This window comes from Streptomyces sp. NPDC044064 (assembly GCF_056434245.1).
The window spans coordinates 405499-429058 of the sequence record NZ_JBWKFN010000004.1; the positions used below are offsets into that span (position 1 = coordinate 405499).

Annotated in this window: 25 protein-coding genes, 3 tRNA genes and 1 pseudogene; 13 read left to right on the forward strand and 16 right to left on the reverse strand. The window is 71.1% G+C overall.

What is annotated here, in order from left to right; translation table 11 throughout:
- Positions 1-54: 54 nt before the first annotated feature.
- Positions 55-612 carry an SSI family serine proteinase inhibitor gene (locus AC07DS_RS09510; RefSeq protein ID WP_479143891.1) on the reverse strand — a complete coding sequence of 186 codons (558 nt, stop codon included), beginning with the start codon at positions 610-612 and terminating at the stop codon, positions 55-57.
- Positions 613-795: 183 nt separating this feature from the next.
- Between AC07DS_RS09510 and AC07DS_RS09515 the strand changes: the two genes are divergently transcribed.
- From AC07DS_RS09515 to AC07DS_RS09525, 3 genes are all read left to right on the forward strand, one after another.
- A tRNA-Ser gene (locus tag AC07DS_RS09515) sits at positions 796-886 on the forward strand.
- Positions 887-1113: 227 nt separating this feature from the next.
- Positions 1114-1186, forward strand: a tRNA-Arg gene (locus AC07DS_RS09520).
- A gap of 123 nt (positions 1187-1309) precedes the next feature.
- Entirely contained in the window at positions 1310-1516 is a 207-nt protein-coding gene (locus AC07DS_RS09525) for an Imm32 family immunity protein (protein ID WP_479143892.1), read from the forward strand.
- A gap of 133 nt (positions 1517-1649) precedes the next feature.
- Here the strand turns inward: AC07DS_RS09525 and AC07DS_RS09530 are convergent, their stop codons facing one another.
- Positions 1650-2660, reverse strand: coding sequence for a helix-turn-helix domain-containing protein (locus AC07DS_RS09530; protein ID WP_479143893.1), 1011 nt, complete (start codon positions 2658-2660; stop codon positions 1650-1652).
- Between the two features lie 339 nt (positions 2661-2999).
- Complete coding sequence (locus AC07DS_RS09535; protein WP_479143894.1) at positions 3000-3491, reverse strand: MarR family transcriptional regulator; 492 nt, start codon at positions 3489-3491, stop codon at positions 3000-3002.
- Positions 3492-3572: 81 nt separating this feature from the next.
- Here AC07DS_RS09535 and AC07DS_RS09540 point away from each other — a divergent pair, with 81 nt between their 5' ends.
- The 8 genes from AC07DS_RS09540 (at position 3573) to AC07DS_RS09575 (ending at position 12408) form a co-directional block, all read left to right on the forward strand.
- Complete coding sequence (locus AC07DS_RS09540) at positions 3573-3926, forward strand: HGxxPAAW family protein (RefSeq protein WP_479143895.1); 354 nt, start codon at positions 3573-3575, stop codon at positions 3924-3926.
- Between the two features lie 56 nt (positions 3927-3982).
- Entirely contained in the window at positions 3983-4855 is an 873-nt protein-coding gene (locus AC07DS_RS09545) for a DUF2797 domain-containing protein (protein WP_479143896.1), read from the forward strand.
- 93 nt (positions 4856-4948) lie between these two features.
- Positions 4949-5314, forward strand: a complete 366-nt coding sequence (locus AC07DS_RS09550) for an antibiotic biosynthesis monooxygenase family protein (protein WP_479143897.1) — start codon at positions 4949-4951, stop codon at positions 5312-5314.
- Positions 5315-5414: 100 nt separating this feature from the next.
- Positions 5415-6155: a response regulator transcription factor gene (locus AC07DS_RS09555; RefSeq protein WP_186581467.1), complete on the forward strand. Its 741-nt coding sequence runs from the start codon at positions 5415-5417 to the stop codon at positions 6153-6155.
- On the forward strand, positions 6152-7783 hold the full coding sequence (locus tag AC07DS_RS09560; RefSeq protein ID WP_479143898.1) for an ATP-binding protein: 1632 nt from the start codon (positions 6152-6154) through the stop codon (positions 7781-7783). Before AC07DS_RS09555 ends, AC07DS_RS09560 begins: the two co-directional genes overlap by 4 nt.
- A 14-nt stretch (positions 7784-7797) precedes the next feature.
- Positions 7798-9264 carry a bifunctional glycosyltransferase family 2/GtrA family protein gene (locus tag AC07DS_RS09565; protein ID WP_479143899.1) on the forward strand — a complete coding sequence of 489 codons (1467 nt, stop codon included), beginning with the start codon at positions 7798-7800 and terminating at the stop codon, positions 9262-9264.
- Positions 9261-11471, forward strand: coding sequence for an ArnT family glycosyltransferase (locus AC07DS_RS09570; protein WP_479143900.1), 2211 nt, complete (start codon positions 9261-9263; stop codon positions 11469-11471). The genes AC07DS_RS09565 and AC07DS_RS09570 overlap by 4 nt, the downstream gene beginning before the upstream one ends.
- A gap of 181 nt (positions 11472-11652) precedes the next feature.
- Positions 11653-12408, forward strand: coding sequence for a TetR/AcrR family transcriptional regulator (locus tag AC07DS_RS09575; RefSeq protein WP_479143901.1), 756 nt, complete (start codon positions 11653-11655; stop codon positions 12406-12408).
- Here AC07DS_RS09575 and AC07DS_RS09580 read toward each other — a convergent pair.
- The 4 genes and pseudogenes from AC07DS_RS09580 to AC07DS_RS09595 all read right to left on the reverse strand — a co-directional run bounded on the left by AC07DS_RS09580 (position 12409) and on the right by AC07DS_RS09595 (position 16951).
- Positions 12409-12911: pseudogene (locus AC07DS_RS09580) on the reverse strand (PPOX class F420-dependent oxidoreductase).
- 68 nt (positions 12912-12979) lie between these two features.
- On the reverse strand, positions 12980-13801 hold the full coding sequence (locus AC07DS_RS09585) for a YceI family protein (protein ID WP_479143902.1): 822 nt from the start codon (positions 13799-13801) through the stop codon (positions 12980-12982).
- 104 nt (positions 13802-13905) lie between these two features.
- A complete protein-coding gene (locus tag AC07DS_RS09590; RefSeq protein ID WP_479143935.1) occupies positions 13906-16362 on the reverse strand; it encodes an MFS transporter in 2457 nt (818 codons plus the stop codon).
- A 94-nt stretch (positions 16363-16456) separates the two neighbouring features.
- Positions 16457-16951, reverse strand: a complete 495-nt coding sequence (locus AC07DS_RS09595) for a MarR family winged helix-turn-helix transcriptional regulator (protein ID WP_391339899.1) — start codon at positions 16949-16951, stop codon at positions 16457-16459.
- Between the two features lie 204 nt (positions 16952-17155).
- On the opposite strand from AC07DS_RS09595, the gene AC07DS_RS09600 reads away from it, so the two are divergent.
- Positions 17156-17353: a hypothetical protein gene (locus AC07DS_RS09600; protein WP_479143903.1), complete on the forward strand. Its 198-nt coding sequence runs from the start codon at positions 17156-17158 to the stop codon at positions 17351-17353.
- Between the two features lie 21 nt (positions 17354-17374).
- Here the strand turns inward: AC07DS_RS09600 and AC07DS_RS09605 are convergent, their stop codons facing one another.
- From AC07DS_RS09605 to AC07DS_RS09645, 9 genes are all read right to left on the reverse strand, one after another.
- On the reverse strand, positions 17375-18103 hold the full coding sequence (locus AC07DS_RS09605) for a hypothetical protein (protein WP_479143904.1): 729 nt from the start codon (positions 18101-18103) through the stop codon (positions 17375-17377).
- Positions 18104-18141: 38 nt separating this feature from the next.
- Positions 18142-19068 (reverse strand): RNA polymerase sigma factor SigF, encoded by a 927-nt coding sequence (locus AC07DS_RS09610; protein WP_479143905.1) that lies wholly within the window; start codon positions 19066-19068, stop codon positions 18142-18144.
- A 312-nt stretch (positions 19069-19380) separates the two neighbouring features.
- Positions 19381-20250: an RNA polymerase sigma factor SigF gene (locus tag AC07DS_RS09615; RefSeq protein ID WP_479143936.1), complete on the reverse strand. Its 870-nt coding sequence runs from the start codon at positions 20248-20250 to the stop codon at positions 19381-19383.
- Between the two features lie 175 nt (positions 20251-20425).
- Entirely contained in the window at positions 20426-20719 is a 294-nt protein-coding gene (locus tag AC07DS_RS09620) for a Dabb family protein (protein WP_479143906.1), read from the reverse strand.
- 31 nt (positions 20720-20750) lie between these two features.
- Positions 20751-20930, reverse strand: a complete 180-nt coding sequence (locus AC07DS_RS09625) for a hypothetical protein (protein WP_145878749.1) — start codon at positions 20928-20930, stop codon at positions 20751-20753.
- 167 nt (positions 20931-21097) lie between these two features.
- Positions 21098-21182: transfer RNA gene (locus AC07DS_RS09630), tRNA-Ser, on the reverse strand.
- A 45-nt stretch (positions 21183-21227) separates the two neighbouring features.
- Positions 21228-21659 (reverse strand): tRNA adenosine(34) deaminase TadA, encoded by a 432-nt coding sequence (gene tadA / locus AC07DS_RS09635; protein WP_479143907.1) that lies wholly within the window; start codon positions 21657-21659, stop codon positions 21228-21230.
- Positions 21660-21715: 56 nt separating this feature from the next.
- Entirely contained in the window at positions 21716-22252 is a 537-nt protein-coding gene (locus tag AC07DS_RS09640; protein ID WP_479143908.1) for a tRNA adenosine deaminase-associated protein, read from the reverse strand.
- Positions 22253-22585: 333 nt separating this feature from the next.
- The gene (locus tag AC07DS_RS09645; RefSeq protein WP_479143909.1) at positions 22586-22795 is read right to left on the reverse strand and encodes a hypothetical protein; all 210 of its coding nucleotides are present in this window, start codon (positions 22793-22795) and stop codon (positions 22586-22588) included.
- 96 nt (positions 22796-22891) lie between these two features.
- Here AC07DS_RS09645 and upp point away from each other — a divergent pair, with 96 nt between their 5' ends.
- Complete coding sequence (upp, locus tag AC07DS_RS09650) at positions 22892-23527, forward strand: uracil phosphoribosyltransferase (protein WP_479143910.1); 636 nt, start codon at positions 22892-22894, stop codon at positions 23525-23527.
- Positions 23528-23560 lie beyond the last annotated feature (33 nt).

The following is a 23560-nucleotide window of genomic DNA, read 5'->3' on the forward strand; positions in this document are numbered from 1 at the left end:
ACCTTTACGAGGCCGGTGATTCCGCCAAGAAACACCTGAGAAGCACCGAAGCCTCTACTGGAGCGAATCCGAGGGCGAACCCGAAGCCGAACCGATCCTCGGCAGCAGGGGCACCATCCGGTCCCACCGCCCGATCTCGCACCCGTTGCTGCGGTCGTACGAGGCGTCGACCGGGCGGCCGGCCCAGGTGCCGGTGACGTGGGCGGTGGCCGGGCCGCCGTAGAGCATGGTGCAGCTGCTGCCGGGGGCCACCGGGGCGAAGGTGTCCCGCCCCCAGTGCGTGTTCGAGTCGAGCACCCGGCAGGCCCCGGTCACGTCCGGGTGATTCCCGGCCCCGGGATGACAGGACACCTCCCACGTCCCGTCCCGCCCCGCGCCGGCGTGCTCCACGACGACGGTGAGGTGATCACCGGCCCGGTCCTCGGGCCGCACGGGTGGGGGCAGGGCGGGAGCGGCGGGAGCGGCGGGCACGGCGTGCGCGGCAGCGACGGCGGGTACGGCGGCCGGGCCGGCCAGCGACAGGACCGAGAGCGAGACCGAGGCGGCGGCAGCGGCGGCGGTGCGGGACGCCACCAGTGCGCCCCGCGGGACGACCGACAGAACAGAGACCATGCCCTGCCCAACGCTCGCGCCCCCCGGACGTTGCGCCGGGCCCCGGACCTGCCGCCCCGCCGGGCGAAGCCCTTTGCCCTGCGGCCCCCGCGCCTAGTACCGTGGGACCCGATTGGTGACAGCACGCTCGACTGTGTCATCATCTGCACGCACCAATCGCGCGCTCGCGTGAGTGGTTGTGCTGGAGGCGTCGCCTAGTCCGGTCTATGGCGCCGCACTGCTAATGCGGTTTGGGCCTCAAAGCCCATCGAGGGTTCAAATCCCTCCGCCTCCGCACCGATCCCGAAGCCCCGGTCCCCAGGACCGGGGCTTCGGTGTTCCCGTGGTGTTCCGTGGCCGGTCCCGGACCGCCCGAGGATCTTCCTCATCCCCGCCCGATCGGCGTTTTCGCAGGTCACAAGGGGTGTGCGAATCGGATTTCACATGACGGCGGCAGTCATGTAATGTTCTTCCTGTCGCCGCGAGCGGGCCGAAAGGGCCGGGAGCGAAGACAAAAAATAAGCACTCGTAGCTTAACGGATAGAGCATCTGACTACGGATCAGAAGGTTGCAGGTTCGAATCCTGCCGAGTGCACACAGATTGAGGGCCCCGGAGAGATCCGGGGCCTTCGGCGTTTCAGGAGCCTGGTGCGTCCAGCCCCGCTGCTGATCCATCCGGAGCAGGTGGGCGTAAGAAGTGCCGCTGTAGCGTGACCGCATGGATGAAGCCCGGATCAAGGTGTACGGCTCGGCCACGGAAATAACCGTCGCAGCCAACGCCGCAGGACTGCGGGACCTGGTCGAACGCCTCATCGGCCTCGCCGGTCCCGAGCTCCGCAGCGGCTACCACGAGCACCTCGACGGCGGCATCGACCTCGAAGACGGCTCGATCAGCCTGATCCTGGAACGCGACGACACGCTGTAGGGCCGGGCTGCGCCAGTGATCGCGCACCGGCACGGACCTGCCCGCTCACGAGCCTTCCGGGGCTGACGGGCAAGGGCCCGGAGGGGGAGCCCCCGGGCCCATCGCCGCGCGTCCCAGGACGCCGTCGTGGAGGTCAGGGCTGGATCGAGCCCTCGGGTGAGCACTCCATCGCGTGGTACTTCGGGATCGTGCCGCAGATGGTGATCGAGGTGGGCGGTGCCCCGGCGGTCACGGCGAGCATGCTCGTGTACGTGTCGCGGTCCACCCGGATCGTGGCGGACTGCTGGAGGTCGTACTTGTCCTTGATGGTGACGGAGTCGCCCACCGCGCCGTTCTCGATGCGCCCCCAGACCGAACCGCAGGCCCGGCTGTAGCGCAGCTCTATGTGCATGCCGCGCAGCCAGGTCTCCCGGGCGGTCGTCGCGTCCCACTGGCAGTCCATGGCCTGGGGGTCGCGCCGCAGGCAGGTGTCGTGGGAACAGCCGGCGCTCGGCGGCTTCGGGCTGTGCTGGGTGAGGTTCTCCCCGCTGGAGGCGGAGTCCGTGCCGCCCGAGCGGGAGGTGGCCTGCACTCCGGTGAGCACGGCCACGGTGACCAGGCTGCCCGCGAGGGCCCCGGTGGCGACCAGCCCGGCCCGGCGCAGGTTGGTCCGCCAGATCCGGGTGGTGGCTTTCCCGTCCCGGTCGGCGGGCGCGGGCTCGGACTCCGGCTCGGAGGCCGGTTCCGCTGGTGGACCGTCCACCGTGGTGTCGTCCGCCGGGGCCTTGTCGGCGGAGGTCCCGGCGGGCGAGGTCTCGTTGTCCGTGGTGGTGGCGGTCGCCGGTGTTCCGGCCGGCGGGCCCCCTTCGGGAGGACTCTCGTCCACCGCCGTCTCGTCGCCGAAGTCCCCTGCCCCCGTGGCTTGTTCCAGCAGCCCCGTCAGGTACTCCGCGTCCGCCTCCATGACGGCCGCGAACTCCTGCAGGGCGACCGAGGTCGGCAACTGCTTCCCGTTCAGGAAGCGTTCCCAGGACGAACGGCTGTAGTGGGTCCTGTCGGCCAGCCGCCCGAAACTGAGTCCGGACTCCTGCTTCAGCCGCCGCATCTCGGCGGCGAGCCGCTCTCTGCCGGACGGCTCGCCGCCACCCCCCTGATCACCAGACACCTGCTGTCCCCCCTGTTTCATTCACGATCAGTTTTCGGTCACTGTCAGTGCAGTTGAGCGGGGAGATTATCGCGCGTAGGTGACGGGGACGATCAGCCGCGCGGGCGTGACACTCCCCTCTTACGGTGTCCCTCATCACCCCCTCCCCGGCCGCCTCCGTGCCGCGCCGCCGGCGGCGACTCCAGTGGCGGGTCCGGCGGTACGACCTCGGTCCGCTCGGTGCAGTCGCAGCAGCGGGCGGTCAACAGCCTGGGCCACAGCCCGGCGTCGGACGTCGACGACGGCGCCGGTCCGACCGTGGATGGCGGCTTCGGGGCGAGCACCAGCCCAGCCGGGGGCTCAGCACTCCTCTTCCGGGTCGTTCCGGTTCAGCTTCTCCAGGTACGCGTGGGCCAGTGCCGTCGCCCGGGTGAACCAGTCCGTGATGACCGCCAGCTCCGTGGGGGAGTAGTCGGTGAACAGGGCCGTGAGGCGCTGGTAGTGGCCCGCGTACACGGCCTCGACGCGGGTCACGGCGGCCGGTACGGCGGCCACGCGCACCCGGCGGCGGTCCGCGGGGTCGGGACGGCGGGTGACGTAGCCGGCGCGTTCGAGGCGGTTGAGGATGCCGGTCACCGCGCCCGTGGTCACGTGGGCGCGGGCCGCGAGGTCGCCGGCCGTGAGGAGGTCCTCGCCGGCCTCCAGGACGAAGGCGAAGCAGGTCAGGTCGGTGACGTTCAGTCCCAGCCGCCGGGCCAGTTCCTGCTGTCCGATCAGGTGGGCGGCGATGAGGTGGTCCATCGCCGACAGCGCCTGGCCCGGGGTGGCGGGCGGTCGGGGGGTGCCGTCCATCTTTCGGAATCCCTTAGCTCGTGAGATATTCGGGTGGTAAATGTCTTAGCCCGTGAGGGATCTTGCCCCGGAGGCGGTTCCATGAGTCTGTACGACGAGGGTCACACGATCGCCGGTTGGACCGGCGTCGCCATCGCTGCGGTCGGCGGCAGCGGGGTGGGGTTGGGGGTGTGCACGGCCTCCGTGCCGGCCGTCGTGGGCGGACTGGTGATCGTGGCCGTGAGCGCCCTGGTCACCTGGCTCCTGCACCTGTCCGGCTGGGGCAAGCCGCCGGGCGTGCGGCCACGTGACCAGTGGGGGATGCGGGTCCGCGACACCCGGGCCCGGGAGGGACACGCCGCCTGTGTGGCGTGCCGGCTGGCGGGGCGGGGGCGGAGCGCGGTGAACGCGGTGCCTGTGGCCGTGGCGCAGGGCGAGGTGCGCGCCGAGTCGTAGGACCCTCCCGGCCGCCCGCGGGGCGATGTCGGTGCTCTCTTCTAACCTCGAGAGCGATGGCACACATGTGGAGATGCTCCGGACTGCGCTGGACGCCGGACGGCCCCGTGCTGGTCTGGGACGGCGGGCGGCGCAGTGCGCTGCCGTGGGGGAAGCGGGTCGCGTTCGGTGTCGCCGAGGGTTCGGCGCGGCGGTGCGTGGGGGCGCGGGGGCATGTGTGTCCGGTGGGGTCCGTGGTGCCGGGGCGGAGTACGGGGGCCCGGTGCGAGGAGTGCGCGCGGCTGGACCGGGCGCACTCCGTGGCCGCCGACACGATGGCCGACGATCCGCGGCCGTACCGCGTCTATCTGGCCTGGTTCGGGCCCGGCATGGTCAAGGTCGGCATCACCGCCGTCGAGCGCGGTCCGGCGCGGCTGCTCGAGCAGGGTGCCGTCTGCTTCAGCTGGCTGGGAACCGGTCCGCTGATGGCGGCCCGGCGCACCGAGGAGCTGCTGCGTGCCGCCCTCCAGGTCCCGGACCGGATCCCGTACGCCGAGAAGCGTGCGGTGCGGACGGCGCTGCCGGATACCGAGGGGGAGAGGGCCAGGGAAGTGAGGGAGTTGCATGCGCGTGCCGTCGTACTCGGCGGGTGGCCCGAGTCGTTGACCCGTGAGCCGTGCCGACCCGTCGATCACGTCCGGCACTTCGGGCTCTCCCGCCCGCAGACCGCCATCGGTGACGTCGTCGCGCTGGTCCCCGGCGGGGCCGTCAGCGGTGAGCTGGTCGCTGCCGCCGGACCCGATCTGCATCTGGCGGTCGGCGAGCGTGGGGTCGTCGTCCTCGACACCCGGCTCATGACCGGATGGGAGCTGACACCGCTGCCGGGGGAGGCCGGCACTCTCACCTTCCCGGCAAGGGAGTTCAGACGGCAACAGGACGGGCTCTTCTGACCCGCGGCCGAAGGTCAAGACTTGGATCCCGTACGGATCCCTTCGGGCAAGGTCCATGGACCCCCGGCACCGCCGGCGGGCATCGTGGCCGACATGAGCGAAAACCACCTCGCCCCTGTCGCCGCCCCCGTCCCCACCCCTCCCGTCGAACCCCCCTACTACGCCGTCGTGTTCACCTCCGCCCGCACCGACCTCGACCCCGACGGCTACACCGACACCGCCCGCCGTCTCTCCGGCCTCGTCCGGAGCATCCCCGGCTTCCTCGGCGAGGACTTCGCCCACACCCCCGGCGGACTCGCGATCTCCGTCGCCTACTTCCGGGACCTCGCCGGGATCGAGGAGTGGCGCCGGCACCCCGAGCACCTGGACGCCAAGCGGCACGGGCGGGAGCGGTGGTACGAGCGGTACGCGATCCACATCGCCCGGGTCGAGAGCAGCCACGGGTTCACGCGTGCGTGACCGGTTCCCAGGCATTCCCTGAGAGGCGCCTGTGTGTTTCTTAGGGAAATCACAGATTCGTGAAAGCGTGTTCTCAGAGGACCCCGACATGGTGTCCACCATGACCACGACCTCGCCCCAGGGGCGCACCGAACTGCTGAGGCCGGACGGGAGCCCCGTCCGAGTGCTTGTGGTGGACGACGAGCTGTCGATCACCGAACTGCTGAGCATGGCCCTTCGATACGAGGGCTGGCAGATCAGGAGTGCGGGCGACGGCCAGGGGGCCGTCCAGACGGCCCGTGAGTTCCGGCCCGACGCCGTCGTGCTGGACATGATGCTGCCGGACATGGACGGGCTGACCGTCCTCGGGCGGCTGCGCCGCGAACTGCCCGACGTGCCCGTCCTCTTCCTCACCGCCAAGGACGCCGTCGAGGACCGTATCGCCGGCCTCACCGCCGGCGGCGACGACTACGTCACCAAGCCGTTCAGCCTGGAAGAGGTCGTGGCGCGGCTGCGGGGGCTCATCCGCCGGTCCGGGGCCGCCGACCGGCGGTCCGACTCGGTGCTCGTCGTCGGGGACCTGACCCTGGACGAGGACAGCCACGAGGTCTCGCGGGCCGGGGACTCCATCCACCTCACCGCCACGGAGTTCGAGCTGCTCCGCTTCCTCATGCGCAATCCGCGGCGGGTGCTCAGCAAGGCGCAGATCCTGGACCGCGTGTGGTCGTACGACTTCGGCGGGCAGGCCAACGTGGTCGAGCTGTACATCTCGTATCTGCGGCGGAAGATCGACGCCGGGCGCGAGCCCATGATCCACACCCGGCGTGGGGCCGGCTACCTGATCAAGCCCGCCGCGTCATGAGCGGGCGACGACGGCCGCGTCCGCAGAAGCGGAAGGGACAACCGCGCACCCTGCGGACGCGGCTCGTCGTCGCGTCCGTGGTGCTGATCGCCGTGGTCTGCGCGGTGATCGGCACCGTGACGACGCTCGCGCTGCGTACCCATCTCTACGACCAGCTGGACGACAAGGTCCGCGACATCGCCATGCGCGCGGCGGGCGGCCGGCTGCCGGGCGGCGCCCAGCCGGACGCCCCGACGGCGCCCGATGCACCGTCCAAGACCAGCAGCACGCCGAGCGAACGCATCGAGCACCTGCTGACCTTCGGCCCGACGCAGCCCAACACCGTCGCGGCGTACGTGCAGAACGGCTCGATCGCCGGCGCCGGCAAGGCCGTGCAGCTGAACGACAGTTACAACCGGTTCCGCAAGATGAGTGCCGTCGCTCTCACCGCCGCGCAGAAGCGGGCGCTCGCCGCGGTGCCGAAGGACAGCAACGCGCACACGGTGGAGCTTCCCGGTCTCGGGGACTACCGGGTCCAGTACAAGGTGAGCCCCGACGGCGGCGACGCCTACTACGTCGCCCTGCCCACCAAGGACGTCGACGACAACATCGACACCCTGATCGTCGTGGAGGTCTGCGTCACCCTGGCGGGACTGCTCGCCGCCTCCCTCGCCGGCTTCGTCATCGTCGGCGTGGCCACCCGCCCCCTGCGCAGGGTCGCCGCCACCGCCACCCGGGTCTCCGAACTCCCGCTGCACACCGGCGAGGTGAACCTCAGCGAGCGGGTCCCGGAGTCGGAGTGCGACCCGCACACCGAGGTCGGCCAGGTCGGCGCCGCGCTCAACCGGATGCTCGACCACGTCCACGGCGCCCTGCACTCCCGCCAGCAGAGCGAGACGCGGGTCCGGCAGTTCGTCGCCGACGCCAGCCACGAGCTGCGCACTCCGCTCGCCTCCATCCGTGGCTATGCCGAGCTGACCCGGCGCGGGCGGGAGCAGGTCGGGCCCGACACCCGGCACGCGCTGGGGCGGATCGAGTCCGAGGCCGGACGGATGACCCTCCTCGTGGAGGACCTGCTGCTCCTCGCCCGGCTGGACGCCGGCCGGCCGCTGCAGTTCGAGCAGAGCGACCTCGTCCCGCTCGTCGTGGACACCATCAGCGACGCCCGCGCGGCCGGCATGGACCACAACTGGCGGCTCGACCTGCCCGACGAGCCCGCGCTCGTGTCCGCGGACGCGGCCCGCCTGCAGCAGGTGCTCGTCAATCTGCTGGGCAACGCCCGCAACCACACCCCGCCGGGTACGACGGTCACCGCGCGCGTGCAGCGGCGCGGTCCCTGGATGTGCATCGACGTCGAGGACAACGGGCAGGGGATTCCGCCCGAACTGCTCCCGCACGTCTTCGAGCGGTTCGCGCGCGGGGACTCCGCGCGCTCCCGCGCCACCGGCTCCACCGGGCTCGGACTCGCCATCGTGCAGGCCGTCGCGGCCGCGCACGGCGGTGCCGTGACCGTGGACAGCGGGCCCGGGCGGACCGTGTTCACGGTGCATCTGCCGGCCCTCGCCCCGCAGCCGCAGCCGGAAATGAGCTGGCAACAGCACTCACAGGCACAGCACAGTGCCACCACATCGGTGCAACAGGGCGCCTGACGAGAGTCGGTTCCATGCGAACCGACTCTTCTCCCGGCACCCTGCCGGCGCGGGAGCACCTCCCGGCCGGAAACGCCGGTACGCCTGTCCTGGACGTAGTGATCCCCGTCTACAACGAGGAGAAGGACCTCCAGCCGTGCGTGCTCAGACTGCACGATCACCTCACGCGCACCTTCCCGTACGCCTTCCGCATCACGATCGCGGACAACGCGTCCACGGACAGCACCCCGCTGGTGGCGGCGCGGCTGGAGGCGGAGATCCCGCAGGTCGCCAACTTCCGGCTGGAGCAGAAGGGCCGCGGGCGCGCCCTGCGGACCGTGTGGTCCGCGTCCGACGCGCCGATCCTCGCGTACATGGACGTCGACCTGTCCACCGACCTCAACGCCCTGCTGCCGCTGGTGGCGCCGCTGATCTCGGGCCACTCGGACCTGGCGATCGGCTCCCGGCTCGCCCGTACCTCCCGGGTCGTGCGCGGCCCCAAGCGTGAGTTCATCAGCCGGGCCTACAACATGATCCTGCGCGGCTCGCTGCAGGCCCGCTTCTCGGACGCGCAGTGCGGCTTCAAGGCCATCCGGCGCGATGTCGCCCAGGTGCTGCTGCCGCTGGTGGAGGACACCGGCTGGTTCTTCGACACCGAGATGCTGGTGCTCGCCGAGCGGGCGGGGCTCAGGATCCACGAGGTGCCGGTCGACTGGGTCGACGACCCCGACTCCACCGTGCACATCGTCAGGACGGCCACCGACGACCTCAGGGGCGTGTGGCGCATCGGCAAGGCGCTGGCCGGCGGTTCGCTGCCGCTGGACCGGCTCACCCGGCCCTTCGGCGACGACCCGCGCGACCGCGACATCCAGGACGTGCCCAAGGGACTGGCCCGCCAGCTCGTCGGATTCTGTGTCGTCGGCGGCCTGTCGACGCTCTTCTACCTCGTGCTCTACAGCGTCTTCCGGCAGTTCTCCGGCGCGCAGGTCGCCAACGCGCTCGCCCTGCTGGTCTCGGCGATCGCCAACACGGCCGCCAACCGCCGGCTGACCTTCGGCGTGCGCGGCCGGGGCGGCGCCGTCCGGCACCAGGCGCAGGGCCTGGTCGTCTTCGGCATCGGGCTCGCCCTGACCAGCGGCTCCCTGGCCGCCCTGAACGCGGCCACCGGCCACCCGGCGCACTCCACCGAGCTGGCGGTACTCATCGCCGCCAACCTCGCGGCGACCGTCCTGCGCTTCCTGCTCTTCCGCGCCTGGGTGTTCCCGGACCGCCGGGAGCCCGGCCCGGAACCGACGGTGGTGGCGACACACCACCCGTCCTCGCCCGCCTGCACCACGACGGCTCCGTACGCACCGCTCCCGCCGCGCCCGGTGCCGTACCGGCAGCCGTACCGGACCACCCAGGTCCACGCCGGTGAAGCCGCGGACGGCACCTGGCGGGACACCACCATGCGGCTGCAGCCCGTACGCCCTCACGACACCGACCCGGGGGACCCCCGATGACCACGCACTACGACCAGCCGACCACCCGGCAGGACACTCCCGGCGCCGGGGGACCGCCGCCGGCCGCTCCCCCGCAGGCCGGTGAGGTGCGGCAGCCGCTCGTACGGAGACTGTGGCGCGGCCGCCCCGAGGACCCGCGCTGGGCACGCCCGGCCTTCCTCGGCCTGCTGGCCCTCACCCTCGTCACCTACCTCTACAACCTGAGCGCCTCCGGCTACGCCAACTCCTTCTACTCGGCGGCCGTCCAGGCGGGCAGCAGGTCCTGGAAGGCGTTCTTCTTCGGTTCGCTGGACGCGGGCAACGCCATCACCGTCGACAAGCCCTCGGCCTTCATGTGGCCGATGGAGCTGTCGGTGCGGATCTTCGGCCTGAACTCGTGGGCGATCCTCACCCCCGAGGTCCTCATGGGCGTCGGCACGGTGGCGGTCGTGTACGCGGGTGTACGGCGCCGGTTCAGCCCCGCGGCCGGACTGATCGCGGGCGCGGTGCTCGCGCTGACCCCCGTCGCGGCGCTGATGTTCCGGTTCAACAACCCGGATGCGCTGCTGGCCCTGCTGATGGCGTCGGCCTGCTACTTCGTCGTCCGTGCCGTCGAGGACGGGCGGACCCGGTGGCTGGTGTGGGCGGGTGCCGCGATCGGCTTCGCGTTCCTCGCCAAGACCCTGCAGGCCTTCCTGATCCTGCCGCCGCTGGCCGTCGTCTACGCGGTCTGCGGTCCGGTGAGGCTGCGCAAGCGGCTGCTGCAGCTGGGCCTGGCGACCGTCGCGCTCGTCGTGGCCGGCGGCTGGTGGGTCGCGGTCGTCGAGCTGTGGCCGGCCTCCTCCCGCCCCTACATCGGCGGCTCGCAGAACAACAGCTTCCTGGAGCTGACCTTCGGCTACAACGGCCTCGGCCGGATCAACGGCGACGAGACCGGAAGCGTCGGGGGCGGGGGCGGGGGCAACGGCTCCGGCCGCTGGGGCGCCACCGGTTGGGACCGGATGTTCAGCTCCGAGATCGGCAGCCAGATCTCCTGGCTGCTCCCGGCCGCGCTGATCCTGCTGGCGGCCGGCCTCTGGGCGACCCGCAAGGCGCGCCGTACGTCCGTCACGCGCGCCTCGTTCCTGGTGTGGGGCGGCTCGCTGCTGATCACCATGGTGGTCTTCAGCTACATGGCGGGCATCTTCCACCAGTACTACACGGTGGCCCTCGCCCCCTACATCGCGGCCGTCACCGGCATGGGCGCAGGGCTGTTGTGGGACAAGCGGAAGGAGATCTGGGCGTCGCTCACGCTCGCCGCCGCCGTGGTGGCCGCGGCCGCCTGGGGCTACGTCCTGCTCAACCGCACTTCCACCTACCTGCCCTGGCTGAAGTGGCTGGTCCTGATCGGTGGGCTCGCGGCCGCGTTCGGACTGGTCTTCGCCGGCCGTATCTCGCGGCAGCTCGCCCTCGGTGCGGCGGCGGTGGGCCTGGTGGCCGCGCTCGCCGGTCCGACGGCGTACACCCTCAGCACGGTGAACTCCGCACACACCGGCTCCATCCCTACGGCCGGTCCGGCGGGCGCGAGCATGATGGGCTTCGGCGGCGGACGTCCGGGCGCCGGCAACGGTGGCGGGGCGCCCGGGGGCTTCGGCGGCGGAATGCCGGGCCAGCAGGGCCGGCAGGGGCAGCAGAACGGCAACGGGAGCATGCCGGGCGGCCAGGGCCAGGGCTTCCCCGGCGGGGGCATGCCCGGCCAGAACGGCAACAGCCAGGGCCAGGGCCAGGGCCAGAACCAGCGGAACGGCAACGGGTTCCCGGGTGCCGGCGGGCTGGGTGAAGGCGGCCGTATGGGCGGCGGCGGTGGCGCCGGCGGCCTGCTGAACGGAGCGAACGTCGGCTCCGCGGCCAGGAAGCTGCTGGAGAAGGACGCGGACAAGTACACCTGGGTCGCCGCCTCCATCGGCTCCCAGAACGCCGCGAGCTACCAGCTGGCCACCGGTGACCCGGTGATGGCGATCGGCGGCTTCAACGGCACCGACCCGTCCCCGACGCTTGCCCAGTTCAAGCAGTACGTGGCGGACGGAAAGATCCACTACTTCATCGCCGGCGGCGGTATGGGCGGTGGCATGGGCGGCAGCAACAGCGGCACGTCGTCCCGGATCACCTCGTGGGTCGAGAGCAACTTCAAGAAGGTGACGGTCGGTTCGGCCACCTTCTACGACCTCACCCAGAAGGCCGGTGACTGAGCGGACCGATGGCGGACGGCTTTTGCGACGGGCAGAGCGGAATGTCGCCTAAGAGCCCCGGGGGATGGGTATGCGTGCGGCTGCGGGTGCGCCGTGGCTGTTCGCGCAGTTCCCCGCGCCCCCAGGTTGGCTGCACTCCTGGCATCGTTGGAAGTGGCCGGATCTCCGGAAAGGTGCGTCGATGGCGAAGGCGGGTGCGCGGTCGGTGCGGGCCAGTGTGTGGCTGGAGGGCAAGACGCGGCGTGGCGGGCGCAGCGCACAGCCCTCGGGGCTCGACCGGGAGCGGATCACCGCCGTGAGCGTGCGGCTGCTGGACGCCGAGGGGCTGGCGAAGTTCTCCATGCGGCGGCTCGCCGGTGAGCTGAACGTCACCGCGATGTCCCTGTACTGGTACGTCGACACCAAGGACGACCTGCTCGAACTCGCCCTGGACGCGGCCTACGGCGAGCTGCGGCTGCCCGCGCCGGAGGACAGCGCCGACTGGCGGGAGCAGCTGCGGGCGCTGGCCGCCGAGTATCGGGCGCTGCTGGTGCGCCACCCGTGGATGTCGCCCCTGGCCGGCCGGTACCTCGACATCGGTCCCGAGTCGCTCGCCTTCTCGCGCAGTGTGCAGCGGGTCATCCGGCGCACCGGGCTGCCCGCGCACCGGGTGACCGGCGCCATCTCGGCCGTGTTCCAGTTCGTGTACGGCTACGGCACGCTGGAGGGCCACTTCCAGTCCCGGATCGAGGACTCCGGGCTGCCCCCGGACGACTACTTCCAGCAGGCCATGAGCTCGGCCCGGGAGGACCCCGAGGCCGCGGACTACCTCCAGGAGACCAAGGAGATCATGGACGCCCGCGGCGGCGACACGGTCGCCGAGATGATGGACCGTGACTTCACCTTCGCCCTGGACCTGCTGGTGGCCGGGATCGAGGCGATGGTCGAGCGCGGCTGACTACTCCCCTTCCACCAGCCGTGCCGGGAAGCCGCCGGTCGCCACCGGACCCCATCGCTGTGGAGTGATCCGGATGATCGACTTGCCCTGCTTGATCATCGCCTCCCGGTACTCGTCCCATTGGGGGTGCTCGCCGGCGATGTTGCGGTAGTACTCGACCAGCGGCTCGACGGAGTCGGGGGCGTCGAGGACCTCGGCGGTACCGTCGATCTGGACCCAGGGGCCGTTCCACTCGTCGCTCAGGACGATCAGGCTGACCCAGGGTTCGCTCCCCCAGTGCCTTAACGGCCTGGGAGGTGCCCCCAGGCGTTGCGGGTCTTGGCGCGCTCGGGGTAGGTGGAGACCACGATCCGGCCCGAGTCGTCCACGCCGCAGGTCAGCGGGGAGCCCTGGGGGCTGCCGTCGGTGCGGCGGGTGAGCAGGATGGCGCGGTGGCGGGGGCGTACGAAGTCCAGCAGTTCGGCCGGCGAGACTCGGGTGTTCGTCGCGATGTGGGGTGCCATGGCCGCAGCCTAGGGCGAGCAGGGTCCGGTGAGCCTGACCCTGCCGGGCTCAGGCTCACCGGCGCGCCTCAGGCGGCGGGCAGTGCCTCGCCCTGGACCGCCTGGATGTCCAGCTCGACCTTGAGGGTCGTGCCGATGGCGGCGATGCCCGCCTGGAGGACCTGGTTGTAGTTCATCGCGAAGTCCTCGCGGTGGAGTTCGGTGGTGGCGCGGAACGCGGCCCGGGTGCCGCCCCACGGGTCGGCGCCGGTGCCGAGGTAGGCCAGGTCCAGGTCGACCGGCCGTACGACGCCGTGCATCGCCAGCTCGCCGTGGACCGTCCAGCGGTCCGGGCCTGCCTGGGCCAGGCCGGTGGAGCGGAAGGTGATCTCCGGGTGCCGCTCGACGTCGAGGAAGTCGGCGGACCGCAGGTGGGTGTCGCGCATCCCGTTGCCCGTGTCGACGGAAGCCGCCCGGATCACCGCTTCCACACGGGACTTGGTGACGTCGTCGGGGGCGATCTCGATGGCTCCGCCGAACTCCGTGAACCGGCCGTGCACGCTGGAGATGCCCAGGTGCTGGGCGACGGCGGCGACGGAGGAGTGCACCGGGTCGATGGTCCAGGGGCCGGGTGGCGGCAGTTCGGTGCCGCCCTGCCGGGCCAGGGTCACGGTGCCGACCTCGGCCCGGCCGCTCGCGGTGACGATCGCGCTGGAGGCGGCGGGCGCGTACCCGACGGCGGTCACGATCACCGTGTACGCCCCCGGCGCCAGCCCGGTGGCGTCCCGTACGGCACCCTCGGCGTCCGCCTCGGCCCGCAGCACCTGCGCACCGGTCATGTCGGTCACCGTGACGACGGCGTGCGACACGGCCCATCCGTCCCGGGTGCGGATCCTCGCGGTCAGTCCCATCCCGTTTTCTCCCTGCAAGGAATTACAAAGGCTTACAAATTGGTCGAATGAAACCGGCCCGTGGCGCGCGCATGGCGGTGCGCGCACCACGGGCCGGGGCCGAACTACTCGCCGGGGTGGGCGAGTTCGATGTCGTGGCCGTCGACGCCGGTGCCGGAGACGGTCAGGGCGGTGGCCGCCGGCGGGTAGCCCGTCGCGATGACGGTGTACTCGCCGTTGTCCAGGTCGGCGAAGGCGTACGCGCCGTCCGTCCCGGTGGTGGCGGTGCCGATCACGTTGCCCGCCGCGTCCACGAGGGTCACGCGGGCGTCGGCCAGCGGGCCGTGCGGGGCCCGGACGACACCCTGCAGCTGGGCGCCGGCGTCCAGGTTCAGCTCGATCCGGGTGACGCCGGTGGCGCCGATCTCGACCGGCAGGGCGCGCGGACGGAACCCGGCCGCGTTCACCGCGACGGTCACCACGCCCGGCACCAGCTCGGTGAAGGCGAACTCGCCCTGCTCACCGCTGGCCGCGGTGGCCAGCAGGTCCCCGCGCACATCGGTGACGATCACCATCGCGTCCTTGACCGGCAGCGCGCTCCCGGCCGCCCGGACCACACCGCTCAGCCCGCTGGTGCCGCTGAGCAGGATGTCGTACGACAGCGGGTCCTCGCCCACCACGATCGTGGAGGCCTGCGGCTGGTAGCCGTCGGCGGAGGCGATCAGCACGTACGAGCCCGTGCCCGGTGCGCTCAGCCCGTAGGAGCCGTCGGCGTGGGCGACCGCGCGGCCCAGCTGGCGGCCGGCGAGCGAGATCAGGGTGACCGCGGCCTGCGGGACCGGGGCGCTCTCGGCGCCGCGGACGAAGCCGTGGACCGGGGTGCCGCCGGAGGCGTGCTCGTCGGGGGCGGGCAGGGTGGCGACGGCGGTGAACTGATCGGTGGGGGCGGCCTCCGTACCGTCCTGCGTGCTCACGACCGGGGCGGCCCAGCTGGGCACGTTCTCCTCGGCGGGGGCGGTCTGCGCGACGGTGGCGGCGGCCGGAGCCTCGGCCCTGCCGGCCTCGGCGGCCTGGGCCAGGGCGCCCGTCGTGCGCAGCGGGACCTCCTTGATGAACAGGGTGACCAGGAAGGCGAGGAAGGCGACCGGCGCGATGTACAGGAAGATGTCGGCGATGCCGTGCCCGTAGGCGCCCTCCAGCCAGGCGCGGATGTGCGCGGGCAGCAGGTCCATGTCCGGCAGCTGACCGGAGCCGCTGGCCTTGGCGGCCGCCAGCTGCTCCTTGGGGGTGAGCTGGCCGATGGTGTCCTTGGCGTAGTGGGTGATCCGGGTCGACATCACGGAGCCGAGTGCCGAGACGCCCACCGCGCCGCCGAGGGAGCGGAAGAAGGTGACGACGGAGCTGGCGGCGCCGAGTTCGTGCGGGGCGACCTGGTTCTGGGTGGACAGGACCAGGTTCTGCATCATCATGCCGATGCCGAGGCCCATGACCGCCATGAAGATCGCGATCTTCCAGTAGTCGGTGTCGTACCGCATGGTGCCGAGCAGACCCAGACCGGCGGTCAGCAGCACACCGCCGGTGACCAGCCAGGCCTTCCACTTGCCGGTCTTGGTGATGACCTGGCCGGAGACGGTGGAGGAGACGAACAGACCGGCGATCATCGGGATCGTCATGACACCGGACATCGTCGGGGACTTGTCGCGCGCCAGCTGGAAGTACTGGCTGAAGAACACCGTGCCGGCGAACATCGCGATGCCGACGAAGAGGGAGGCGACCGAGGCCAGCGCGATGGTGCGGTTCTTGAAGAGGCGCAGCGGGATGATCGGCTCGCTGGCCTTCGTCTCGACGAAGAGGAAGATCAGGGCGAGCAGCAGCGCGCCGCCGACCATCGTGTAGGTCTGCCAGGACAGCCAGTCGTACTTGTCGTCGGCGAAGGTGACCCAGACCAGCAGCAGGCTGACGGCGGCGGTGATGAAGAAGGCGCCGGCCCAGTCGACCTTGACCTTGCGCTTGGTCTCCGGCAGGTGCAGCGTCTTCTGCAGCACGAACAGCGCGATCAGCGCGAAGGGGATACCGACGAACAGGCAGTAGCGCCAGCCGAGCCAGTCGGTGTCGGTGATGACACCGCCGACGAGCGGGCCGCCGACGGTGGCGACGGCGAAGGTCGCGCCGAGGTAGCCGGAGTACCGGCCGCGCTCACGCGGGGAGATCATCGCGGCCATGATGATCTGGGCCAGCGCGGTCAGACCGCCGGCGCCGAGGCCCTGGATGACCCGGGCGCCGATCAGCATGCCCGGGTTCTGCGCCAGACCGGCGACGACCGAGCCCGCTATGTAGATGACCAGGGCTATCTGGACGAGCGCCTTCTTGCTGACCAGGTCGGCGAGCTTGCCCCAGAGCGGGGTGGAGGCGGTCATCGCCAGCAGCGCGGCCGTGACGACCCAGGTGTAGGCGCTCTGTCCGCCGCCGAGGTCCTGGATGATCTCGGGCAGGGCGTTGGAGACGATGGTGGACGACAGGATGGCGGCGAACATGCCGAGCAGCAGCCCGGAGAGCGCCTCCATGATCTGCCGGTGGGACATCGGGGCGTGCCCGGAGACGCCTTGCGCGCTTCCCCCGTGCTTGGCGTGAGCCCGCACACCGGCTGGTGTGGTCGTTGCCATGGGCTTCCTTTTCTTACGTGTGAGCGGGTGTACGGGTGGTCTCTTCGACTACGGGTGCGGGCAGCCGTGGCGGGGCGGACCGGCAGTCGCCGAAGCTGGCGCGCAGGCGCGTCATCAGCCGGATGAGCTGGCCGACCTCCTCGTCGGTCCAGTCGCTCAGACGGTCGGCGAGCAGATGGGTGGTCCGCCGGGACAGCTCGTCGAGCTGCTCCAGGCCCGTGGGCGTCAGGCGCAGGATGCGCGAGCGCTTGTCCGCGGGGTCCGGTGACCGCTCGATCCAGCCGCGCGCGGCGACGTGCGCGACATGCCGGCTGGTGACCGACATGTCCACGGCGAGCAGCTCGGCGAGCTTGCTCATGCGCATGTCGCCGTGGCGACCGAGCAGGGTCAGCACGGCGGCCGAGCCGGCCGGACACTCGGGCGGCAGGATCCGCCCCATGTCCCGTTTCACGGCTCCGACGGCACTGAGCTGACGCGCCAGCTCTTCGTACTGCGCCTGCTCGGCCATCACACCTCCCGTATTCGTTGCTTGGGGCAACCATAGATCTGTTGGTTGCTGCAGGCAAACAAATCGGGGTGGGCTGACGCAAAAACTTGGCAAAGGCAAGTATTGCAACCGTAAACGTGCAGGTGGGGGCGGGGGGCCTGCCCCCCTCTGTCCCGGTGGCCCCGCACTTGGGTAGGCCACCTGGATTCGCTAGTGTCTCGGGCCATGGCTAACACCCAGGGCCCCCAGGGCAACTACGACCCCGCCGGCAGCACCCAGATGTTCCGCGCGTTCGTCGACGAGGCTCCGCAGGGGGGCCCGCAGCAGCAGGCCGTCTCCTCCGGCCCGCGCATCGGTCTGATCATCGGCGTCGTCGTCGCCGTGGTGGTCGTCGCGGCGGTGGCCTGGCTGGCGCTCAAGTAAGGGCGCGACCCCGGACCGGGGTCATTCGCTCCACCGGACGGACACGTCCCGCGTCTCGATGTGCATGCCCAGCGGGACGCGCCAGGCGTCGACGCACACCGTCCAGGTGTGGTCCGTGCGCGCCCCCGGTCCGATCGGTACCGGGAGGTCCACGGTCGAGTCGACCGTCCCCCAGTCGATGCCGAGCGCGCCGATGATGTGCGTGCCGAACGTCACCGTGCCCGAACGCACCGACGTCCCGCCGGAGTTGTGAAAGCCGACGGTCACCTTCTCGCACCAGCGTTTGTCCGTGTCCCCCCGAGAGGGGGCGCCCCAGCCGAGGTCGGCGGGTGCGGGAGGCCTGGTGCGGCTGGGGGCCGGGGCGGGGGACGACGGCTGCTCCGGAGCGGTCGTACCCTCGCCGGTGGTGCTGGGCGAGGCGTCCGCGGGGCCGGGTGCGGTGCTCTCGTCGGCCGACTGGGTGCTCGGCCCGGTCGGGTCGGGGCGCGGATCCGAAGAAGCCTCGCCCGACGGTGAGTCGGAGGGCGCGGCCGGCCCGTCCAGCGGGACCATCCGTACCGCTCCCGGCGGTGCCCCCGGCGAGCCTGCCGGGCTCGGTACGCCGCCCACCGCCACGTATCCGTCCCGGCTCCCGCCTCCGCACGCGGCCAGGGTCACACCCAGGCACACGACGGCCGCCGACGCTGCCGTGACGGCGCCTCGGCGGCCCTGTGTCCATGTCGTCGTGCGAAGCGTCCGGGTGCGAAGCATCCGGCCATGGTGACTGACGCTCCGTCAGATAGGAACCCTCAGTCGGAGATGAGCCCCTCGCGCAGCTGGGCCAGGGTCCGGGTCAGCAGGCGGGAGACGTGCATCTGGGAGATGCCGACCTCCTCGCCGATCTGGGACTGGGTCATGTTGGCGAAGAAGCGCAGCATGATGATCCGGCGCTCCCGGGGCGGCAGCTTGGCCAGCAGGGGCTTGAGGGACTCGCGGTACTCCACACCCTCCAGCGCGGTGTCCTCGTAGCCGAGGCGGTCGGCCAGGGAGCCCTCGCCGCCGTCGTCCTCGGGGGCCGGGGAGTCGAGCGAGGAGGCGGTGTAGGCGTTGCCGACCGCGAGGCCGTCGACCACGTCCTCCTCGGAGACTCCGAGGACCGCGGCCAGTTCGGTCACCGTCGGGGAGCGGTCCAGCTTCTGGGACAGCTCGTCACTGGCCTTGGTGAGGGCCAGCCGCAGCTCCTGGAGCCGGCGCGGGACGCGCACCGACCACGAGGTGTCGCGGAAGAAGCGCTTGATCTCGCCCACGACCGTCGGCATCGCGAACGTCGGGAACTCCACGCCCCGTTCGCAGTCGAAGCGGTCGATCGCCTTGATCAGGCCGATGGTGCCGACCTGGACGATGTCCTCCATCGGCTCGTTGCGCGAGCGGAAGCGGGCCGCCGCGTAACGCACGAGCGGGAGGTTCAGCTCGATCAGGGTGTCCCGGACGTAGGCGCGCTCGGGGCTGTTCTCGTCGAGTGCGGCGAGCCGCAGGAACAGGGAGCGGGACAGGGTGCGGGTGTCGATGTCCGCCGTGGCCGGGGCGGCCGGGGCGGTCTCGGGAGCCTGGGCGGGCGGGGCCGGCACAGTCTCGAGTGGCGTGACGTCGTCGAGCACGTCGATGGCGTCGAGCTGCTTGGGCGCTGCCTCGCTCGTGGGCGTGAGCACCTTCGAGCTGCCCTGGTGTGCGGACATGCCACCCCCTTTGGGTCGCGGGACGGTCGCGGCGGCGATGCCTTTCGAGCAACGCAGCCTTCACCTGAATACCGGAGCCGGAGGTCCGGCAAACGCGCTTCCCGCAGAATGTCACATGTCGGCAACACGCTGTAGTGACATGTCGACACGCGAGATGTGAATCGGCCCTGGAAAGAAGGGGTCTGACGGTTTTTCGGCGCACAACTGTCGGGAACCGCCCTGGTGAGCGATTCGCTCTCGCCGGTTACCGATCGATCCTGCTTGCGAACGGGTACGAGCTGGTGTGTTCCGAGCTGTGCTCCCGTGCGCCGGTTATGCCTCGATCCGATTCGCAGAACGCAGCCGCTGGAAGCTACGCGCGAGTAGTCGGGAGACATGCATCTGGGACACACCGAGTTCCGCGCTGATCTGAGACTGAGTGAGATTGCTGTAGTAGCGCAGAAGAAGGATTCTCTGTTCGCGTTCGGGGAGTTGGACGAGGAGATGGCGGACCAGATCGCGGTGTTCCACGCCGTCCAGGGCCGGGTCCTCGTAGCCGATGCGGTCCAGCAGGCCCGGCAGCCCGTCACCCTCCTGTGCGGCCTCCAGGGAGGTCGCGTGGTACGACCGCCCGGCCTCGATGCAGGAGAGCACCTCGTCCTCGCCGATCCGCAGGCGCTCGGCGATCTCGGCGGTCGACGGCTGGCGCCCGAAGGCCGTGGTGAGGTCCTCGGTGGCGCTGTTGACCTGCACCCACAGCTCGTGCAGCCGGCGCGGTACGTGGACCGTGCGGACGTTGTCCCGGAAGTACCGCTTGATCTCGCCGACGACGGTCGGCATCGCGAAGGTCGGGAACTGGACGCCCCGGTCGGGATCGAAGCGGTCGATGGCGTTGATCAGGCCGATGGTGCCGACCTGGATGACGTCCTCCATCGGCTCGTTGCGCGAGCGGAAGCGGGCGGCCGCGTAGCGCACGAGCGGGAGGTTGGCCTCGATGAGTGCCCCGCGCACGCGGTTGTGCTCCGGGGTGCCCGGCCTGAGGTCCTTCAGCTCGCCGAAGAGCACCTGGGTCAGGGCGCGGGTGTCGGCGCCGCGCCGCTTCTCGGGGGCGGGAGGTTCCGTGGCGGGGCCGGGGGGAGCGGCGGCGGGGGCTGGGGCGGGCGCCTCGTCCTGGGGCGGCGCAGTACTGGCCGACACGGTCAACGCCACCTCTTCATCGGTCAATCATCCGTCAAAAGCGGTCATAGCATCACAAGACATGTGCACTGTGTGCAAGCACCGGATAACACCGTGTTGTGGTCAGGCAGCGCCAAGTTGGGTCACGAGATGCACGAAAGCCCCCCGCCGTTCCCGGCGGAGGGCTCCCGGAGCGAGGGGCTCAGAACTCGTAGTCGGCGATCACCCACGTGGCGAACTCCCGCCACAGTGCGACACCCGCCTGATGGGCCGGGTGCTCCAGGTAGCGCTTGAGGGCGTCCGTGTCCTCGACCGCCGAGTTGATCGCGAAGTCGTAGGCGATCGGCCGGTCGCTCATGTTCCAGGCGCACTCCCAGAAGCGCAGCTCCTCGATCTGGCCGCCGAGCGCCCGGAAGGCGGCGACACCCTCGACGACCTGCGGATCGTCGCGCTCGACGCCCTCGTTGAGCTTGAAGAGGACCAGGTGGCGGATCATGGGGCGTACCTCAGCTCTCTCGGCTTTCCGCTCAGTTCTTTGCTCCGTCGGCGATCCAGGTCATGAAGTCGCCTATGGCCTTGGCCGCGTCCGATATGCCCTCGAAGGCTATCTGGACGTAGTCGGCCGCCTTCGCCGGATCCGTGATGATCACGTACAGCGCGAAGACCACGAGCACGTACACGGCGATCTTCTTGGCGTTCACCGTCACCGCGGCCTCCCCTGTGCCTGTGTGCCCCGTGGGACCCCTGTTGCCGGCCGCGAGTGTAACCTTCACGCCCCCCGCGGGGGCCAACGGCCCGCCCGTCGAGGTTCTTTGCCGGATCCCTGTCCGGTCATGCACGAAGGGCCCCGTCTCGCGACGGGGCCCTTCTACAGCGGTAGCGGAGGGATTTGAACCCTCGGTGACTTGCGCCACACTCGCTTTCGAGGCGAGCTCCTTCGGCCGCTCGGACACGCTACCGAGGGAGACCCTACAGCAAGGTGGGGCAGGGTTTGAAATCGGTATTCAGCGGCCCCGGAAAAACTCCGTGAGCATCCGGGCGCAGTCCTCCGCCAGGACGCCCTCGATGACCTCGGGCCGGTGGTTGAGCCGCCGGTCGCGTACGACGTCCCAGAGGGAGCCGGCCGCCCCCGCCTTGTCGTCGCGGGCGCCGTAGACCACCCGGTCCACGCGGGACTGCACGAGCGCGCCCGCGCACATCGTGCAGGGCTCCAGGGTGACCACCAGCGTGCAGCCGGTCAGCCGCCACTCCCCGAGCCTGGCAGCGGCCCGCCGGATGGCGAGGACCTCCGCGTGGGCCGTGGGGTCGCCGGTGGCCTCGCGCTCGTTGTGCCCGGCCCCGAGCACCGTCGTGCCGTCCGGGGACAGCACGACGGCTCCGACGGGGACGTCCCCGCCCCGGACGGCCAGCCCGGCCTCGTCCAGGGCGAGCCGCATGGCGGCCCGCCAGCGGTCGCGTACCGGGTCCGGTGCGCCTTCCGTGTGCGAAGCGCTCAGCGGACGGTCTCCAGCACCTCCGAGGCGCCCAGGGCCTCGGCGATCTCGGCCAGCGCCTCGTTCGGGTCCAGGCCGCGCAGTTCCTTCTCGCTGACACCCAGGTCGTCGAGGATGCTGCCGTCGCCCACCGGGCCGTGCGGCACCCCGCCGGCTGCGGTCTCGTCGTCGTCCTGGTCCTCGTCCTCGGACTCGCCGTCCTCGGTGCCGTCGAGGTCCAGGGAGTCCAGGTCGGTGCCGTCGTCGGCGCCGGGCTCCCGGCCGAGCAGCTCGTCGGTGAGCAGCAGCTCACCGTAGGCGCTGCGGGCGGCGGCGGCCGCGTCGGAGACGAAGATGCGAGGGTCCTCCTCGCCGTCCACGCGGACGAGACCGAACCAGGAGTCCTCCTGTTCGATCAGGACGAACACCGTGTCCTCGTCGGCAGTGGCTTCCCGGGCCAGGTCGGCCAGATCCGACAGGGTCTCCACATCGTCGAGCTCTGTGTCGCTCGCTTCCCACCCGTCTTCGGTGCGCGCGAGCAGTGCGGCGAAGTACACCGTGACTCTCCCACTGGTCTTAGGCGTGCCGGTTGGGGGTCCCCCCGGCGGAGGTTCTGGGCGGAGAGAGCTGTGCTCCGAGCCCCACCCACTCGGAATCGTGGCAGAAACAAGGCGTCCAGGGGACGTCTTCGGCTCCCTGTGTCTGGCTGTTTTGATCGTGTGTCCGCATCCCGGGGGAAAAGGACTCACCAGCGCACTCGTTGCCGCCACCTGCGGATCGTACGCGGCTTTTCCCTGCGCCCACGCACGCCCACCGCCCAAACACCGGAGCGGGCAAGGATCTTCCTCACCTGGATCTCACCTTGACGTCGCCCGTTCACCGGGCTCCGCCTACCAGCGGAAAGTCCGCATACGCATGGCGTGGCGCAGCCGGGCTGCCTTGGCGCGTCGGGGCTGGACGCGTTCGCGCAGCGCGCGGGCTTCGGCGAGTTCGCGCAGGAACTGGGCGCGGCGGCGCCGGCGCTGGGCGTCCGTCTCGGGCTGCTGCGGCCCGACGGCGTCCTCGGCGGCGCCGGTCTTGCGGTCAGGCAGGTCTGGCACAGTCACACCACCCCCGGTCCGTCCCTCCCACTTTCCCTCGGACGGGCGGTTTGATGCCAGAGCCAGGGGCCACCGGGCGCGGTTACTGTTAGGGACATGCGTCTCCACGTCGTCGACCACCCCCTGGTCGCCCACAAGCTCACCACGCTGCGCGACCAGCGCACCGACTCCGCGACCTTCCGGCGACTCGCCGACGAACTGGTCACCCTGCTCGCCTACGAGGCCACGCGGGACGTGCGCACCGAGCAGGTCGACCTCCAGACGCCGGTCGCACGGACCACCGGCGTCAAGCTCGCCCGCCCGCGTCCGCTGGTCGTGCCGATCCTGCGCGCCGGTCTCGGCATGCTGGACGGCATGGTCCGGCTGCTGCCGACCGCCGAGGTGGGCTTCCTGGGCATGATCCGCAACGAGGAGACGCTGCAGGCCTCCACGTACGCCTCGCGGATGCCCGAGGACCTCTCGGGCCGCCAGGTGTACGTGCTGGACCCGATGCTGGCCACCGGCGGCACGCTGGTCGCCGCCATCCAGGAGCTGATCAAGCGCGGTGCGGACGACGTGACCGCGGTGGTGCTGCTCGCCGCGCCCGAGGGCGTCGAGGTCATGGAGCGCGAGCTGGCGGGGACGCCGGTGACGGTCGTCACGGCGGCTGTCGACGACCACCTCAACGAGCACGGGTACATCGTGCCCGGGCTCGGGGACGCGGGGGACCGGCTCTACGGCGCGGCCGAGTAGGCACCGCGTGGCGGGGCCGCGTGTCGAACACGG

Excerpts from the sequence above, each read along its gene's own strand:
- AC07DS_RS09510 (WP_479143891.1), bottom strand. The coding sequence starts at position 612 with ATGGTCTCTGTTCTGTCGGTCGTCCCGCGGGGCGCACTGGTGGCGTCC.
- AC07DS_RS09525 (WP_479143892.1), top strand. The coding sequence starts at position 1,310 with ATGGATGAAGCCCGGATCAAGGTGTACGGCTCGGCCACGGAAATAACC.
- AC07DS_RS09535 (WP_479143894.1), bottom strand. The coding sequence starts at position 3,491 with ATGGACGGCACCCCCCGACCGCCCGCCACCCCGGGCCAGGCGCTGTCG.
- AC07DS_RS09540 (WP_479143895.1), top strand. The coding sequence starts at position 3,573 with ATGAGTCTGTACGACGAGGGTCACACGATCGCCGGTTGGACCGGCGTC.
- AC07DS_RS09545 (WP_479143896.1), top strand. The coding sequence starts at position 3,983 with ATGGCACACATGTGGAGATGCTCCGGACTGCGCTGGACGCCGGACGGC.
- AC07DS_RS09550 (WP_479143897.1), top strand. The coding sequence starts at position 4,949 with ATGAGCGAAAACCACCTCGCCCCTGTCGCCGCCCCCGTCCCCACCCCT.
- AC07DS_RS09555 (WP_186581467.1), top strand. The coding sequence starts at position 5,415 with ATGACCACGACCTCGCCCCAGGGGCGCACCGAACTGCTGAGGCCGGAC.
- AC07DS_RS09560 (WP_479143898.1), top strand. The coding sequence starts at position 6,152 with ATGAGCGGGCGACGACGGCCGCGTCCGCAGAAGCGGAAGGGACAACCG.
- AC07DS_RS09565 (WP_479143899.1), top strand. The coding sequence starts at position 7,798 with ATGCGAACCGACTCTTCTCCCGGCACCCTGCCGGCGCGGGAGCACCTC.
- AC07DS_RS09570 (WP_479143900.1), top strand. The coding sequence starts at position 9,261 with ATGACCACGCACTACGACCAGCCGACCACCCGGCAGGACACTCCCGGC.
- AC07DS_RS09575 (WP_479143901.1), top strand. The coding sequence starts at position 11,653 with ATGGCGAAGGCGGGTGCGCGGTCGGTGCGGGCCAGTGTGTGGCTGGAG.
- AC07DS_RS09585 (WP_479143902.1), bottom strand. The coding sequence starts at position 13,801 with ATGGGACTGACCGCGAGGATCCGCACCCGGGACGGATGGGCCGTGTCG.
- AC07DS_RS09590 (WP_479143935.1), bottom strand. The coding sequence starts at position 16,362 with ATGTCCCACCGGCAGATCATGGAGGCGCTCTCCGGGCTGCTGCTCGGC.
- AC07DS_RS09595 (WP_391339899.1), bottom strand. The coding sequence starts at position 16,951 with ATGGCCGAGCAGGCGCAGTACGAAGAGCTGGCGCGTCAGCTCAGTGCC.
- AC07DS_RS09600 (WP_479143903.1), top strand. The coding sequence starts at position 17,156 with ATGGCTAACACCCAGGGCCCCCAGGGCAACTACGACCCCGCCGGCAGC.
- AC07DS_RS09605 (WP_479143904.1), bottom strand. The coding sequence starts at position 18,103 with ATGCTTCGCACCCGGACGCTTCGCACGACGACATGGACACAGGGCCGC.
- AC07DS_RS09610 (WP_479143905.1), bottom strand. The coding sequence starts at position 19,068 with ATGTCCGCACACCAGGGCAGCTCGAAGGTGCTCACGCCCACGAGCGAG.
- AC07DS_RS09620 (WP_479143906.1), bottom strand. The coding sequence starts at position 20,719 with ATGATCCGCCACCTGGTCCTCTTCAAGCTCAACGAGGGCGTCGAGCGC.
- tadA (WP_479143907.1), bottom strand. The coding sequence starts at position 21,659 with ATGCGGCTCGCCCTGGACGAGGCCGGGCTGGCCGTCCGGGGCGGGGAC.
- upp (WP_479143910.1), top strand. The coding sequence starts at position 22,892 with ATGCGTCTCCACGTCGTCGACCACCCCCTGGTCGCCCACAAGCTCACC.